Source organism: Klebsiella sp., from assembly GCF_027492335.1.
GTDB classification, from domain to species: Bacteria; Pseudomonadota; Gammaproteobacteria; order Enterobacterales; family Enterobacteriaceae; genus Klebsiella; species Klebsiella huaxiensis.
Map to the genome: position 1 here is coordinate 48,800 of NZ_JAPUEW010000032.1, position 14,385 is coordinate 63,184.

The 14,385-nt window shown below is 52.7% G+C and carries 20 protein-coding genes; 16 read left to right on the top strand and 4 right to left on the bottom strand.

Annotation, left to right across the window (positions count from 1 at the left end; translation table 11 throughout):
* Nucleotides 1-133 precede the first annotated feature (133 nt).
* A complete protein-coding gene (locus QVF11_RS09600; RefSeq protein WP_287856562.1) occupies nt 134-1,273 on the bottom strand; it encodes an MFS transporter in 1,140 nt (379 codons plus the stop codon).
* Nucleotides 1,274-1,593: 320 nt separating this feature from the next.
* On the opposite strand from QVF11_RS09600, the gene QVF11_RS09605 reads away from it, so the two are divergent.
* From QVF11_RS09605 to QVF11_RS09635, 7 genes are all read left to right on the top strand, one after another.
* The gene (locus tag QVF11_RS09605) at nt 1,594-1,977 is read left to right on the top strand and encodes a VOC family protein (RefSeq protein ID WP_110274649.1); all 384 of its coding nucleotides are present in this window, start codon (nt 1,594-1,596) and stop codon (nt 1,975-1,977) included.
* Between the two features lie 41 nt (nt 1,978-2,018).
* Nucleotides 2,019-2,522 carry a prolyl-tRNA synthetase associated domain-containing protein gene (locus tag QVF11_RS09610; RefSeq protein ID WP_287856565.1) on the top strand — a complete coding sequence of 168 codons (504 nt, stop codon included), beginning with the start codon at nt 2,019-2,021 and terminating at the stop codon, nt 2,520-2,522.
* 127 nt (nt 2,523-2,649) lie between these two features.
* Entirely contained in the window at nt 2,650-3,558 is a 909-nt protein-coding gene (locus QVF11_RS09615) for a LysR family transcriptional regulator (RefSeq protein WP_142515338.1), read from the top strand.
* A 100-nt stretch (nt 3,559-3,658) separates the two neighbouring features.
* Entirely contained in the window at nt 3,659-4,255 is a 597-nt protein-coding gene (locus QVF11_RS09620; RefSeq protein ID WP_112214952.1) for an NAD(P)H-dependent oxidoreductase, read from the top strand.
* A 21-nt stretch (nt 4,256-4,276) separates the two neighbouring features.
* Nucleotides 4,277-5,077 (top strand): carboxymuconolactone decarboxylase family protein, encoded by an 801-nt coding sequence (locus tag QVF11_RS09625; protein WP_287856568.1) that lies wholly within the window; start codon nt 4,277-4,279, stop codon nt 5,075-5,077.
* 4 nt (nt 5,078-5,081) lie between these two features.
* A complete protein-coding gene (locus QVF11_RS09630; RefSeq protein WP_287856570.1) occupies nt 5,082-5,519 on the top strand; it encodes a cyclophilin-like fold protein in 438 nt (145 codons plus the stop codon).
* Nucleotides 5,520-5,871: 352 nt separating this feature from the next.
* Nucleotides 5,872-6,708 carry an alpha/beta fold hydrolase gene (locus QVF11_RS09635; RefSeq protein ID WP_112214950.1) on the top strand — a complete coding sequence of 279 codons (837 nt, stop codon included), beginning with the start codon at nt 5,872-5,874 and terminating at the stop codon, nt 6,706-6,708.
* A 50-nt stretch (nt 6,709-6,758) separates the two neighbouring features.
* Here the strand turns inward: QVF11_RS09635 and QVF11_RS09640 are convergent, their stop codons facing one another.
* On the bottom strand, nt 6,759-6,983 hold the full coding sequence (locus tag QVF11_RS09640; protein WP_080828775.1) for a YdcH family protein: 225 nt from the start codon (nt 6,981-6,983) through the stop codon (nt 6,759-6,761).
* Nucleotides 6,984-7,175: 192 nt separating this feature from the next.
* Nucleotides 7,176-7,424 (bottom strand): hypothetical protein, encoded by a 249-nt coding sequence (locus QVF11_RS09645; RefSeq protein ID WP_110274641.1) that lies wholly within the window; start codon nt 7,422-7,424, stop codon nt 7,176-7,178.
* A gap of 415 nt (nt 7,425-7,839) precedes the next feature.
* Here QVF11_RS09645 and QVF11_RS09650 point away from each other — a divergent pair, with 415 nt between their 5' ends.
* The 7 genes from QVF11_RS09650 to QVF11_RS09680 are packed head-to-tail and all read left to right on the top strand — an operon-like array spanning nt 7,840 to nt 13,154.
* Nucleotides 7,840-8,811, top strand: coding sequence for a phosphotriesterase family protein (locus tag QVF11_RS09650; RefSeq protein ID WP_112214949.1), 972 nt, complete (start codon nt 7,840-7,842; stop codon nt 8,809-8,811).
* Nucleotides 8,812-8,822: 11 nt separating this feature from the next.
* Nucleotides 8,823-9,584 (top strand): creatininase family protein, encoded by a 762-nt coding sequence (locus tag QVF11_RS09655; protein WP_142513768.1) that lies wholly within the window; start codon nt 8,823-8,825, stop codon nt 9,582-9,584.
* Nucleotides 9,556-9,990 carry a PTS sugar transporter subunit IIA gene (locus tag QVF11_RS09660; RefSeq protein ID WP_142515334.1) on the top strand — a complete coding sequence of 145 codons (435 nt, stop codon included), beginning with the start codon at nt 9,556-9,558 and terminating at the stop codon, nt 9,988-9,990. The genes QVF11_RS09655 and QVF11_RS09660 overlap by 29 nt, the downstream gene beginning before the upstream one ends.
* A 45-nt stretch (nt 9,991-10,035) precedes the next feature.
* Complete coding sequence (locus QVF11_RS09665; RefSeq protein ID WP_287856577.1) at nt 10,036-10,323, top strand: PTS sugar transporter subunit IIB; 288 nt, start codon at nt 10,036-10,038, stop codon at nt 10,321-10,323.
* A complete protein-coding gene (locus QVF11_RS09670) occupies nt 10,320-11,630 on the top strand; it encodes a PTS ascorbate transporter subunit IIC (RefSeq protein ID WP_287856579.1) in 1,311 nt (436 codons plus the stop codon). Before QVF11_RS09665 ends, QVF11_RS09670 begins: the two co-directional genes overlap by 4 nt.
* Nucleotides 11,631-11,644: 14 nt before the next feature.
* Complete coding sequence (locus QVF11_RS09675; protein WP_287856581.1) at nt 11,645-12,385, top strand: SIS domain-containing protein; 741 nt, start codon at nt 11,645-11,647, stop codon at nt 12,383-12,385.
* Between the two features lie 13 nt (nt 12,386-12,398).
* Nucleotides 12,399-13,154 (top strand): GntR family transcriptional regulator, encoded by a 756-nt coding sequence (locus QVF11_RS09680; RefSeq protein WP_112214945.1) that lies wholly within the window; start codon nt 12,399-12,401, stop codon nt 13,152-13,154.
* Here QVF11_RS09680 and QVF11_RS09685 read toward each other — a convergent pair.
* On the bottom strand, nt 13,151-13,300 hold the full coding sequence (locus QVF11_RS09685; RefSeq protein WP_112214944.1) for a helix-turn-helix domain-containing protein: 150 nt from the start codon (nt 13,298-13,300) through the stop codon (nt 13,151-13,153). The genes QVF11_RS09680 and QVF11_RS09685 overlap by 4 nt on opposite strands.
* A gap of 66 nt (nt 13,301-13,366) precedes the next feature.
* Between QVF11_RS09685 and QVF11_RS09690 the strand changes: the two genes are divergently transcribed.
* Nucleotides 13,367-13,585 (top strand): ParD-like family protein, encoded by a 219-nt coding sequence (locus QVF11_RS09690; RefSeq protein ID WP_004102160.1) that lies wholly within the window; start codon nt 13,367-13,369, stop codon nt 13,583-13,585.
* On the top strand, nt 13,566-14,345 hold the full coding sequence (gene map / locus QVF11_RS09695; RefSeq protein ID WP_110274633.1) for a type I methionyl aminopeptidase: 780 nt from the start codon (nt 13,566-13,568) through the stop codon (nt 14,343-14,345). The genes QVF11_RS09690 and map overlap by 20 nt, the downstream gene beginning before the upstream one ends.
* Nucleotides 14,346-14,385: the final 40 nt, after the last annotated feature.

Sequence of the window (14,385 nt, forward strand, 5' to 3'; positions counted from 1 at the left end):
CATAAACGCACCTCTGTTGGATAAAAATGAGTTTGTCAGAAATTGAGAACCATCCTGAACTGGGTCAGAGCGTCAGGGTTGAAGTCTGCCAGTCCGGATGGTTTCCCGCTGCTGGTTGTCGCCGTGTATATGTCTACCTTTCCGGCGCAACCGTGCGCGACATTGCAGCAACGATAAGCATCAACACAGTGATAAAAATAAACGCATAGGTCAATGAGCTAAGATGCGCGACATAACCAATCAAGGCAGGCCCCGCCAGTACGCCCAGATACCCCATGGTGGTAATCGCAGGAACGGCTACGGACTGTGGCATGACCTGCTGACGTCCCACGGCTGAGAACATCGCCGGGACAATATTGGCGCAGCCTGCGCCGACCAGCACGTAGCCAAGCAGCGACAGCGACCAGGCGGGGACAAACGTCACCAGGCAAAAACCGATGGCGGCCAGAATGGAACCGCCAAATACCACCGGTACAAAGCCGAGGCGAGTGATAAGGCGGTCGCCGCTCAGGCGGACTGCGGTCATCGCTATCGCAAAGAAGGCAAAACCTAACCCGCCCAGGTTTTCCGGCATGCCGCGAACTTCGGTGAGAAAGACGGCGCTCCAGTCGAGCACCGTGCCTTCGGCCAGAAAGACCGCAAAGCAGATTATGCCGATCAACAACACGATGCCTCGCGGGATAGCAAATGCAGGTCCGCTGGACGGGTTGGCCCACGGTAAAAGACCTTTGGTACAGATGAGTAACAGCCCGGTGACGATCAGTGCAACAGTGATGGTGGCGGAGAGGACGGCAAGTCCGGCGGTCAGCAGGAGAGTCATCACCCCGGCACCGGCAATTCCCCCGACGCTGTACATCCCATGAAAGCCGGACATTAATGGTTTTTTTGCCTGGCGTTCGACGATAATCGCCTGAATATTCATGGCACAGTCCGTCACGCCGATGCCTACACCAAATATCAGCAGCATAAAACCGAGCAGCCGGGCATCGCTAATGATGGCCAGCAAAGGCATGGACACGATAACGATAGCCACTGACGACACAATCACCCGACGACAACCGTAGCGACTGGTCAGTATGCCGGTCAACGGCATGGCAATAAGCGCGCCCATCCCCAGGCACAGCAGCAGGGTACCGAGCATGGCGTCGTTAACTGCCGTGTTACTTTTGGCGAATGGCACGATCACCGCCCAGGTTGCGGTGGCAAAGCCTGAAATGAAAAATGCGATACGTGTTGCCAGGGACTGGCTGGCATTTGGAGCAGAAGCGTGCATTGATGTTCCTTGTCGTAAGATCGTAAGGCTTCCCTGTACTCAGTTGGCATCACGCCGATACCTTCAGAGAGGACTAATCATTCAGGTGCTCAATATTGCTCGAATGGTGTTTTCAGGGTGATTTTGTTGCTCGATTTTGCAATATTAGCGCAAGGGCAGCAAGCGTTGATTAGCTGAAGGCACTGGTCAGGATGTCCGTAGTATCACAGTCTGTTGCATGCTAAACGGGTATTATCATAATAACTGTGAATACTCTGAGCATGACTCTTGCGGGTAACTCACAGTAAAGGAACATCTTGCTTATTTTCAGGGAGAAATTCATGTTCGATCATACCGGCATCACCGTGACCCATTTTGAACGTAGTAAAGTTTTCTATACCTCGGCGCTCTCGGCCCTGGGCCTCGGGATCAGTAAAGCTCCACCGGGCGAGCGGGTGGGGTTTGGCAATTTACAAAAGACCGGGCTGGAGTTGGCGGCGGAAACCTTCTGGATAACCGTCGGGATCCCCTATGTACCCCGAACCCATATTGCCTTTCGTGCGCGTTCGGAAGAAGAAGTCGTGGCGTTTTATCACGCCGCTCTGAAAGCAGGTGGCCGTGACAACGGTTTGCCCGGTCTACGGCCCCAGTACGGCGGCGGCTACTACTCTGCATACGTTCTCGACCCCGATGGCTACAATATCGAAGCCGTTTATAGATACTAATGCGTCTGGAACTCTGGTCGCGCCAAATGGATATATAAGTTGTGAATCGGGATAAATTACTTCAGCTACTTAATAATCTGCATATCGATTATCGTTATATTGAACATCCGGCAATGAACAGCGTCAGCGATCGAGAGCACCATGCGGTGAAGCTCCCTGCGCAACTGCTTAAAAATATGCTCTTAAAAAACAGCAGCGGACGCCATTTCTATCTTTATATTCTCGATGGTGAAAAGAGGGCCGATCTCAAGGCGTTAGCCAGAGAAATTGGTGACTCCCGTCTCTCTCTGGCAACGCCTGGTGAGCTAAAGCAACTTATGGGGCTGGAGCCAGGCGAGGTTACTCCCTTTGCACTGCTAAACGATCCGGCTCATAAAATTAAGGTGCTGATTGATGCCTCGGTTGATGAACAGGGACTACTAGGTTTTCACCCACTGGTAAATACCGCCACAGTGTGCATTTCACTCAGCGCGCTCCATCAATTTTTACACTACTGTACGCATGCATCTCAGCAGGTCGGCGATGTTGCCAGTCACTGCGGCTAACCGCAAAAGAGTCGATCATTGTGATTTTTCTGGTCAGCACAAACGTGAAACAGCACATTGCTTCAATGCATCAAGTCGAGGTACCGTGGTTTTTTCAGCTGATTTTCTACCATGTTAGCGAGACCGTATGAATTTGAACCGTGCCGATATGGCCGATCTTATCTATTTTTGCGCCATCGCACGCCATCACAGTTTTAGCAAGGCAGCCATCGAGCTTGGCGTCAGCGCCTCGACGCTCAGCCACGCCCTGAAGGGGTTTGAGGCGCGACTGGGCGTACGTTTGCTGAACCGCACTACCAAAAGCGTCACTCTAACGGCGGCGGGTGAGAGCCTGGCCTGCGCGGTGAGCGAACCGGTAGCCTCGATCGATGCGGCGATCGAGCAGCTTAATCAGTTTCGCGACTCACCCGCAGGACGCATTCGGCTTAACGTCGCCGTTGAAGCCGCCACGCTGCTTCTGGCTCCCATTTTGCCGATTTTTGCTGAGCGCTATCCCGACATTGAACTAGATATTGCCGCCAGCAACCGCATTATTGATGTGACGGAAGAGCGTTTTGATGCCGGGATCCGCTACGGTGGAACAGTACCTGAGGATATGGTGGCCCAGCGCCTCTCCGCCGATGTTCGCTGGGTTGTCGCTGCGTCTCCGGCCTATCTCGCGCGGTTTGGAGAACCTCAGCATCCAGACGAACTGCATCACCATCGCTGCGTTAGCAACCGGCTGGGGAATAATCGTATTTATAAATGGGAGTTTGAGCGTGGTGAGGAGCAGCTCACCATAAAGGTCCCCCCTTTGCTGACGGTCGATCAGGCGGAAACCGGGGTGGTGGCAATATTGCAGGGATTCGGTTTGATGTACCTCCCGGAACCGCTGATTTCTCAGCACGTCAGCGAAGGGCGTCTGCGCCTGGTCCTCACTGACTGGGCTTCTTCCGGGCCGGGGTTCTATATCTATTACTCCAGCCGTCATCAGCTTCCCGCAGGGCTGCGCTTATTAATTGATCTTGTCAGAGAGTTAAAACCGCTGGGCCTGTAGCCTGATTGATGAAAATTACTCACAACCCCATTCGATAAGCGGGGGCTGGCTCCTTCGTAATGCACGCCTTACCCTTGAGGCAAAAGAGAAGGAGACCTCAATGAAATTACAACACCGCAGTATCCCCGGACTATTTTGCTTTTTGGCCGCCACCATCTTTTTTATCGGCTCTGTCAGTACCCGCGCGGTTGCAGAGACGAAAACCCTGGTGATTGTTTCTCACCCTTATCCGGAGCAATCGGTCATGACCAAAGGTCTTGAGACCGCAGCGCAAAGCGTACCCGGCGTGACCGTGCGTAATCTGGAGACGCTTTACGGTTATGACACGCGAAAAATCAATGCCGATGAAGAGCGACGCCTTATGCGTGAACACTCGCGCATTGTTTTCATTTTCCCCACTCACTGGTTCAACATTACGCCGATGATGAAAGCCTGGATGAACGATACCTGGGGCAGCGTGGGACCAGGGTCGTGGCAGGGCAAGGAAATGCTGATTGTGACCACCGCAGCAGGAGGCGACACGACCTACGGCGAGTCCGGGCGAATTGGCGTCAGCCTTGCCGACGTATTTATGCCGATGAAGGCCAGCGCCCTGCATACTGGAATGACCTGGCTTCCACCGCTGGTGTTTCAGAGCGCCACTCGCAGCCAGTTGCCTGAGTATCAGCGTCAGCTAGTGGAAAGACTCTCAAATTAATTTGCCCACAAGGAGTTGACCATGAAAGGTTTTATTGCCGTTGCTGCGATGTCACTTATTTTTGGCGATCCTGCCTGTGCTGAAGAAAAAAGAGGTACCAATATGACTCCATTTACTCCATCCGTATTGTCGACTACGGATATCCAGTCGGTCTCCCCGGCGCTTGCACGTTTTGGCAATGAAGTCCTGGCTGAGGATCTCTGGAAGAGAAATGAACTCTCGCTGCGCGACCGAAGCATCGTCACCATCGCTATTCTTATTGCCCGCAATCAGCCCGCAGAGCTGAAGCATTACGTTGAAATCGCCCTCGATAACGAGGTCACCCCGGCTGAAGTCTCTGAGGTGATTACTCACCTGGCCTTTTATTCCGGCTGGCCAAACGCCATGTCCGCCATCGCCGTGACGAAAGATATTTTTGCCACTCGTGGTATTAGCCACGAGCAGCTGGCGGCGGCCTCACCGACGCTGCTTCCCCTCAACCAGGAGGTTGAAAGCCAGCGTTCGGCCACGGTAGAAAAGAGCGTCGGCCCCATTTCCCCAGGGCTTGTAAAGTTCACCACCGATCCGCTTTTCCTTGACCTGTGGCAGAGACCGGGGCTGAAGCCGCGCGATCGCAGCCTGGTAACGGTGAGTGCGCTGATTGCTGCCGGGCAAAGTGCGCAGATTGGCTATCATCTTAATCGGGCGATGGACAACGGTCTTACGGCGCAAGAGGCCGGGGAGATAGTGACTAACGCGGCGTTCTATGCGGGATGGCCCAATGCTTTTTCCGCCGCGCCGGTGGTTGGCGAAGTTCTGCGCGCTCGCGGTCTGGTTAGATGAGCCTATGTTTAAAACTCTCAGCACCACGCTGTTTATCTTTGCCACGCTGACGGGTGTCGCATCGGCTAACGGGCAGGAGAACAGAGTGAAAATTCAGTTTGTTTTTAACGGAGTGAAAGTGGTTGGCTCTCTGGAGGAGAGCACCGTCGCACGCGAGTTTTTGGCGCAGTTACCCTTGACGGTGAAGCTTGAGGATTACGGCTCAACCGAGAAAATCGCCTGGCTACCGGCGAAGTTGCGCCAGGCAGACGCCCGGGAATCGATAACGCCGAAGCGGGGCGATATCGCGTATTACGCCCCTTGGGGAAATCTGGCTATTTTTCGTGAAGATTACCGCCATTCGCCGGGTTTAATAAAGCTGGGAAGAGTTGAGCAAGGGCTGACCTCACTTAACCTGTCAGGTGCTGAAGTGGTGACTATCACGCGTGATGAGGAGCCATAAACGGCTCCCTGCTTTATTAACCGTATTAAAAACATAGGTTTTTTGCTCAAGATGGGCATTGAGATAACCTTGAATGGCCGCTTTTAACAATGCGGTTGAGCCTATTCTTATTGATGAAATGGATTCATTATCACGTAAGACGACACTCATCCCGATCAAGCATCTGGTGCCTTCAAACGCACAGTGAAATGTGAACGTCCCGCATCGCCAAAAATCATCTACACTTTTTCAGCCAAACCATTTTCATGCCCACGAGACATGATAGCCACCAGACAGAACATTCAACCTTTATACCCGACTTACTGTAGGCGTCAGCCAGCAGCCTTGTTTTCTCAATAGAGGAGTTTGTAGCATGGCATTTGTGACAACCAAAGACGGCGTTAATATTTTCTATAAAGACTGGGGTTCCAGGGATGCGCAGCCCATAGTGTTTCACCATGGCTGGCCGTTAAGCGCGGATGATTGGGATAACCAGATGCTGTTTTTTCTGGCTGAAGGCTTCCGGGTGATTGCTATTGACCGACGCGGTCATGGTCGCTCAGATCAGGTGAGTGAAGGTCATGATATGGATCATTACGCCGCGGACGCTTCGGCTGTGGCGGAACATCTGGATCTGCATAACGCCGTGCATATCGGGCATTCTACCGGCGGCGGGCAGGTTGCGCGCTATGTTGCACAGTATGGCCAACCGCAGGGTCGGGTTGCCAAAGCGGTGCTTATCAGCGCCGTGCCGCCGTTGATGGTCAAAACGGACAGCAATCCAGGCGGTACGCCTGTTGAAGTTTTTGATGGTTTTCGCCAGGCGCTGGCTGCTAACCGCGCGCAGTTTTATCTCGACGTCGCTTCCGGGCCTTTTTATGGCTTTAACCGCGATGGCGCAGAAGTGTCACAAGGCACCATTCAGAACTGGTGGCGGCAGGGCATGATTGGCAGTGCGCAGGCACACTATGAGGGGATTAAGGCGTTTTCTGAAACCGATCAGACCGAGGATTTAAAAGCCATTACGCTACCGGTACTGGTTATGCAGGGGGATGATGATCAGGTTGTTCCCTATCAGAACGCGGCGATATTGCAGGATAAACTACTGTCTGATAGCCAGCTGAAAATTTACCCCGGCTATCCGCACGGTATGCATACCACCCATGCGGATGTGATTAACGCCGATCTGCTGGCGTTTATCCGTTCGTAGCCCGAAGCTGAGAGAAGAAAGGCCGCTATCTGGCGGCCTTAATCGAAGCGTCAGGCCTGATTCAGGCTCTCATGTTGGAGGATTTTCAGTAACTCATCCTTCAACAGAAGTTTTTCTTTCTTCATATGAACAAGTTCAAGACTGTATCCTTTGCCGTCAGCTCCTTCTATCCGGGAAATATCGTGATCGAGCGCGTTATGTTTTTCGAATAGCGATTGAAAGCGTGAGTGCGAGGTTTTCAATCGAGAAATCAACTCTCTGTGTTCTGGAAACATGTACCTTCCTTGTTGATAGAAAAAGGTGTGTACGGAGACACACACGTTTAGATTAACCACAGCAATAAAATGGTAATGAGAACGGTGTCGCGTTTATGTTACAGGTCAAAGGAATTTCAGGCGCTGAGGAGAGGGGGCGTAGCTAAGAGCCTATGTCATTAGGCTCTTAGCCGCTGGAGGGGTTTTTAGTAATTAAATGGAATCCGCCAGGCGGTCGACAACAACTCGTCCGCTATTATCAAACTGCGTTATGCGGTAATTCACACAATACGAACGACGGGTAGTAAACTGATTAAATAAGGCCACGCGGCCTTTTTTGTCGCCGTTGCTATTAATAATGATCCATTCAGTGACATCCGTTGCGTTTATCTTATCGTCGCTTGCGCATTGTTGTTCAACAAGGCGATCTTCTTTTTCTACCAACAAAAAATCTCGTAACATTTACTTATCTCCGCTCATCATTGTTTTTAACAATACTCCTTTTATCGATTCATTCAATTAAACATTTTAATCAATTAATGTAATTATTAGCCTGAAACTTATTGTTTTACTTGAGTGTTCATTTCTCTGTTTTTAAAGGTAAAATAATTAATTCATGACGCAAAGGGGCAGGTTTTATTCCATCAGAATAACTTTCCCTTTGATAAAATTGTATGTGACAACGTCACTTCACCTGAAGTGCACAACGCGTAATCAAGTAATAATGGGGCACGCTTGACGGGTTAAAACTTGAACATCAGACCTGGCTCACAGATAAGAATTTTGTATTATTGATGCGAACTTGATCACTTGACTGGACAAGTGGCGCTATCCTATGTTGAAAGCACCTTCTTATCCGTTCCGGGGAGCAAGAAACATGGGCATCATTCGTACCTTAAACGGCGATATTGCCGCTAATCAACTGGGCGTGACCTACAGCCACGATCATATCTACTGTATTCCGCCTTATTGGGCAGAACGTCAGGATGACGACCTTTTGCTGGATGACCCGCGGGCTTCCGAGCGTGAGTTAAGTGATTTCCGTCTGGCTGGTGGCAACGCTATCTACGACGCCACCGCCCCGGATTACGGTCGCCATGCGGCAACCGTCGCCGAAATGGCCCGGCGTCAGCAACTGCACATTATCGCCACCGCCGGTTTTAACAAAGGCTTTCTGTGGAGCAGCCTGCGTCCAGGTTTTTCACAAAGTTTTGCTGACTGGATTGCCAATTCAGAAATTGATGAACTGGTTGAGCACGTCTGCCACGAAGTCACCGAGGGGATCGAAGGAACCCCGCATCGGGCCGGGGTAGTGAAGTGTGGTACGGGATATAACACGATTTCTCCGTTAGAGAGAAAAACCATGGAAGTCATTGTCCGCGCCCAGCAGCGCACTGGCGCACCGATGCACAGCCATACGGAAATGGGGACCATGGGATTAGAACAGGCGCAGATTTTTACTCGTCTGGGGCTGGATCTTTCCCGTTTATGTTTTGCCCATATGGATCGCAATCCCGATCCCTGGCTGCACCGTCAGATCGCCAACACCGGGGCGTTTCTCTCTTTTGACGGTATCAGCCGCATCAAATATCACCCTGAACACATCCGCACCCAGGCCATTCTGGCGTTATGCCAGCGGGGTTACCAAAAACAAATCCTCATCGGTGGCGATTTTGCCCGCAAATCGATGAGCGCGCATTACGGCAAAGGGGGGCTGGGGCTGAAGTTCATCCTTAGCGACTGGCGACCAAGATTCATTGAAGAGGCGCGGGAGGCAGGGTTTGACGGCGAAGCGTTACTGCATGATTTCTTTGTCGAAAATCCTGCGCGTTACTTCGCTTTTGGTTAAGGAGAGGTGCAATGAAGCTGCACCATTTAAATGAACGTGAAGCCCGGCTCGCACTGCAGAAGGCGCAGATTGCCTTGCTGCCGCTGGGTGCGGTCGAGCCACACGGCGATCACCTGCCGCTGGATACCGACAACCTGCTGGCCGAGCGCTTTTGCGCGTTGCTCGATGAACAGTTGGGCGAGTGCGCGCTGAGCCTGCCCGTTATTTCCTACAGCCAGGTGTGGTCGCTGCGCGGTCACGCGGGGGCCATTGATATCGGCAATGAACAACTGACGTCGATGCTGGTGTCGCTGGCGGAGAATATGGCCGGCTACGGCATTACCACCACGGCGGTGATTAACGCGCATTACGGCAATTTTGACGCCATTAAAGCAGCTTCCCGCCAGCTTAAGGAGAAAGGCATCACGCTGCTCAGCTACAGCTGGGCAGGTATGGAGCAGGAGGTGCAAAAGCGGCAAACTTCGGCGGTGGCTTATCCCGGCTATATGCATGCCGATGAGGTCGAAACCTCGCTGATGCTGGCGCTGGCCCCGGAGTTTGTCACCATGGCGAACGCCCGTGCGCACTATCCGGTATTTCCACAGAATTTCCGCTATCAACCGATTCGCTGGACCGAATTTTCTGATTACGCCGTGCTGGGCGACCCCACCTGCGCCTGCGAAGAGAACGGACAAGCCTATGTTCAGCAGGCGCTGGAGACCACCTTAGCCTCTATTCGCCACCACTTAACGCAAGGAGCCGCCGATGATCGAAAGCCAGTCGATAAACGTTGATTGCCCGGCCAGCAGCCCGGAGGAGGCGATCCGCGAAGCGGGGAACGCGCTCTGTCGCGCGGGAGCCTGTAGCCCGCAATACGTTCAGGCCATGATCGATAGCTACCGTGAGCTTGGCCCCTATTTTGTCATTGCGCCGGGGCTGGCGCTGCCGCATGCCCGTCCCGAGCAGGGGGCAATTAAGGCGCAAATCAGCCTAATCAGGCTGCGCGAGCCGCTGGCGTTTGGCCATGCGGAAAACGACCCGGTGCAGGTGGTGCTGGGGCTTTCAGCGACCAGCAGCGATGCACATATCCATCTTATCCAGCATATCGTGACCGTGCTGAGCGATGAACATAACCTGCATACCCTGATGCATTCTCACGATCCTGAACAACTTTATCAGCTGTTAGCCAGCGCGTCGTAGGCTGCTCGCAGCGTTTGTAGCTTAATTAACACGGAGTGAATAGCGATGAAAATTCTGACAGTCTGTGGTTTAGGTATGGGCTCGAGCCTGATTTTAAAAATGAACGTCGAAACGGTGTTAAAACAGCACGGTATTCAGGCCTCCGTTGAACATATGGATGTTTCCTCAGCCGCATCGGCTAATGCCGATGTGGTGATCACCAACGCCGAGCTGGTGGACAATCTAAAACATCTGTCCTGCCCTGTGGTGGTGGTGAACAACTATATCGACAACGCTGAAATAATCCGGGCATTGACGCAGGCCAATATTCTGCAACCGGGAGCGTTGTCATGAGTGAATTCCTTGGCGTTCTGCGCTGGATAACGATCAATATTTTTGGTGAGGCGTCGATTTTAATTGGCCTGATTGTATTACTGGGCCTGGTGCTACAAAAGAAACCGCTCGCTGATATTGTTTCCGGCACTCTGAAAGGCATTCTGGGCTTTCTGATTATCGGTGCGGGAGCGGGGATTATTGTTTCCGCGCTACTGATTTTTCAGCCTATCTGGACCGAGGTCTTCGGTCTCAGTTCGATGAACCTGACCAATATTATCGGCCAGGCGCGCTTTAGCGAACGCTACGGCAGCAGCGTGACAATTGCCATCGCCGGGGGATTCGCCATCAACCTGCTGCTGGCCCGGCTCACGCGCTTTAAATATATCTATCTCACCGGACACATGATGTTCTGGACCACAATGATTTTTGCCGGGGTAATGGTGAACACCGAACCCGGTATTTCAGCGGTGCAGTTAACACTAATGCTGACGGTGATTATGGGCCTGTACTGGACGTTACAACCTGCGCTGGTCCAGCCCTGGGTACGCAAAATTACCGGTAACGACAACGTGGCGCTGGGGCATACTTCGGCCTCGGTGGCTCTGCTTGGGGCGCTGTTTGGACAGCTATTTGCGCGTAATAAAATCAGTTCTGAGGATATCAAAGTCCCAAAAAAGCTCGGTTTTCTGCGCGATTCCAACGTGGTGACCGCATTAACAATGTCGCTGCTGTTTTTTATCGGCACCTTTATTCTGCAAATAAAAGGCACGCCAAAAGCCGCTGAAATTCTTGCCCAATCTGGCGATCTGAGCTTCTACATCTACGCCCTGAAACAGTCGCTGATGTTTACCGGCGGCATCGCCGTGGTGCTGCTTGGCGTGCGTATGTTTATTGGTGAAATGGTACCGGCGTTTAACGGCATTGGTTCGCGGCTGGTTCCCGGTGCAAAACCCGCGCTGGACTGCCCAATTCTGTTTAACTTTGCGCCAAATGCGGTGGTGCTGGGCTTTGTCGGCGCGTTTATTGGCTCGCTGCTGTGGCTCACCCTGATTGGCCGCTATACCGGCTATGTTTTTATTCCCAGCATGATCGTGATTTTCTTTCACGCCGGTACTGCAGGGGTGTTCGGCAATATTACCGGTGGCTACAAAGGGGCGTTGCTGGCGGGATTTATCACTTCAACGGTCGTCGCGTGGGGGCAATATTTCTGCGTGACTGGTTTTATCAACAACACCATTCCTGATACCGCATTATGGGCAGGCGACAGCGATATGTTTGTTCTTGCGCCGCTTATTCACCTTTTGACCAACATGCTGACGTTCTGAGGGGGAGAAAATAGATGAGCGATGCATTGAAGCAGTATTACAGCCAAATCCGCCAGAAGCTGGCTGTTCTCGAACAACACCCAGATGAGTTACTGCAGGCGGCGGAAATGATGGCGCAGAGCATCCTGGCACAGCGCAATATCTTTGTTTTCGGGGCCAGCCACGCCGGAATTCTGGCGGAAGAGATGAGCTATCGGGCAGGCGGTCTGGCCATTATCAATCCGCTTTTCACTCCCGCTCTGATGCTTAACGTCAGGCCATTAACGCTGACCAGCGCGGTGGAGAATGTCGAAAATCTGGGGCGAGTGCTGGTTGAACAGTCACCGCTGCGCGCGGGTGATACGCTGTTGATTCATTCAGTCTCTGGGCGAAACGCGATTACAATTGATGTCGCCATGGCGGCGAAAGCCTGTGGGGCAAAGGTTATTGCTATTACCAGCCTCGCAACGGCGGCACGGGTGACGTCGCGCCACTCCAGCGGCAAGCTGCTGGTCGATATTGCCGACATCACCATCGATAACCACTGCGAGTACGGCGATGCGTCCGTTAGCCTTCCGGGCCTGGCGCAAAAAGCCGCGCCGCTCTCCACCATTATGGGCGCGACGATTGCCAACAGTCTGGTTCTGCGCATTTGCGAAATCATGCTGGAAAATGAGTGCACGCCGCCCATTCTCGCCAGTGCAAACATAGACGGTAATCAGGCGATAAATCAGGATATACTGAGCACATACAGGAGCCAGATACACTACCTCTGAGTGGAGCACAAGTATGTTTGAGTCGGATGGACTCCCTCTCTATTTAAGGATAAAAGACGTTATCCTGCAGCGGATCCTCTCTTTTACCTATGACGATAAACTCCCGGGTGAGCTGTTGCTCGCCGGGGAGTTCAAGGTCGCGCGCGGCACTATTAAACAGGCGATAGATTCGCTGGCCAGCATTGGCATGGTGTATCGGGAGCAGGGTAAAGGGACCTTTATCAACCGCGATGCGCTGCAGAAATACTACACCGACCTCCCGGACGTACTGACCACCTTTGATGGGCCCGGCACGGTTGAGGTGGAAGTACTGTCGCTAATTTCGACGATGGCCGATCGCCAGGTGGCGGAGCAGATGGGGCTGGATTTAGGCAGCCAGCTGATGCGCCTGGAGCGGATGTTGGTGCAGGGGGAAAAACCGGTCGGCCACGTTCTGACCTGGCTAAATGGGCGAATTTATAACGATCTTAGCCACGTCGACGGCAGTCGGTCGCTATATAAGCAACTACGGGAAACCTTCGGTTACTCGCCAGCCAACGCCTCGGAGTGCTATACGCCGGTTTGCTGCGATACCCGCACGGCAGGATTGTTAAATATTGAGCCAGGCCGCCCGCTGTTTCGCATTGAGCGCGTCGCCCGCGATCTGGATGACGTGGTGCTTGAATACAGCGTCACGCATACCCTTGATGCCAGCCTGTCGCTACAGATCGCCACCAGCCAGAGCAGCGTGAGCCAACAGTGGAACTGTACGATTGATAAAGGGCGCTAATCCGCCTCCCAGGCGAGAATATCGCCTGGCTGACACTCCAGCGCCTGGCAAATTTTTGCCAGCGTATCAAAACGAATACCTTTCACCTTTCCCAATTTGAGCAGCGACAGGTTCTGCTCGGTGATCCCGACATAAGCCGCCAGCACCTGTTGTCCTCTTCACCGCGGTGACGTAATATACGAAACATATATAAATCGTTATGGTACGTATAAATGGGAATTGTAAAAATTTCGGACCTGCTGCACGACGACATCCGTGACGCCAGCAAGGCGATGTCGCGTTCGGTCAACGCGCAGGCGGAGTATTGGATCCGCCTTGGGATGATGAGCGAGCTCTATCCTGAGCTTAACCATCAGCAAATTAAACTGATGATGCTGAAGTCGGGTTCTGACCGTTTACTGGAGGTAATCAATGCTATCAATTCCCATTAAAACGGCAGACGAACTTGCCAGACAGCGCCATGCTGGCGAACTGCTGGCCTCGGTTTTCGACATGCTGGATGGCTTTATTGAACCCGGCGTCACCACCATGGCTATCAATAACCGGGTTGAGGATTTTATCGTCAACGACCTGCATTCGCGCCCGGCCAGCAAAGGCCAGTATGATTTCCCCTACGTGCTAAATACGTCGATCAATGACGTGGTTTGCCACGGCATGCCGAAGGAAACGGAACATCTAAAATCCGGAATGATTGTTAACGTTGACATCACGCTGGAAAAAGGCGGGCTGATTGCCGACTCCAGCAAGATGTACCTGATTGGTGATGTTTCGCCACTGGCTCGTCGGCTGGTGAAGAAAACCTATGAAGCGATGTGGAAGGGGATCAAGGTCGTTAAACCGGGCGCGACGTTAGGCGACATCGGCCATGCTATCCAGTCCTATGTTGAAAGTAATGGCTACAGTGTGGTCAGAGAGTACTGCGGCCACGGCGTCGGTATCGAAATGCACGAAGATCCTCAGGTGCTGCACTACGGCAAACCCGGCACCGGTGCGGTGCTCGAAGAAGGGATGGTGTTTACCATTGAACCGATGGTGAATCAGGGCGATAGCCGGATAAAAAACAAAAAAGACGGCTGGACGGTGGTCACCCGCGATAAAAAACTTTCGGCACAGTGGGAACACACCATTGCCGTCACCGCGCAGGGGTTTGAAGTATTGACGCTGCGTAAAGGCGAAGCGATCCCGGACTAAGCCAGACAACAGGTTTCAATCCCACCGACTGAAACCTGTT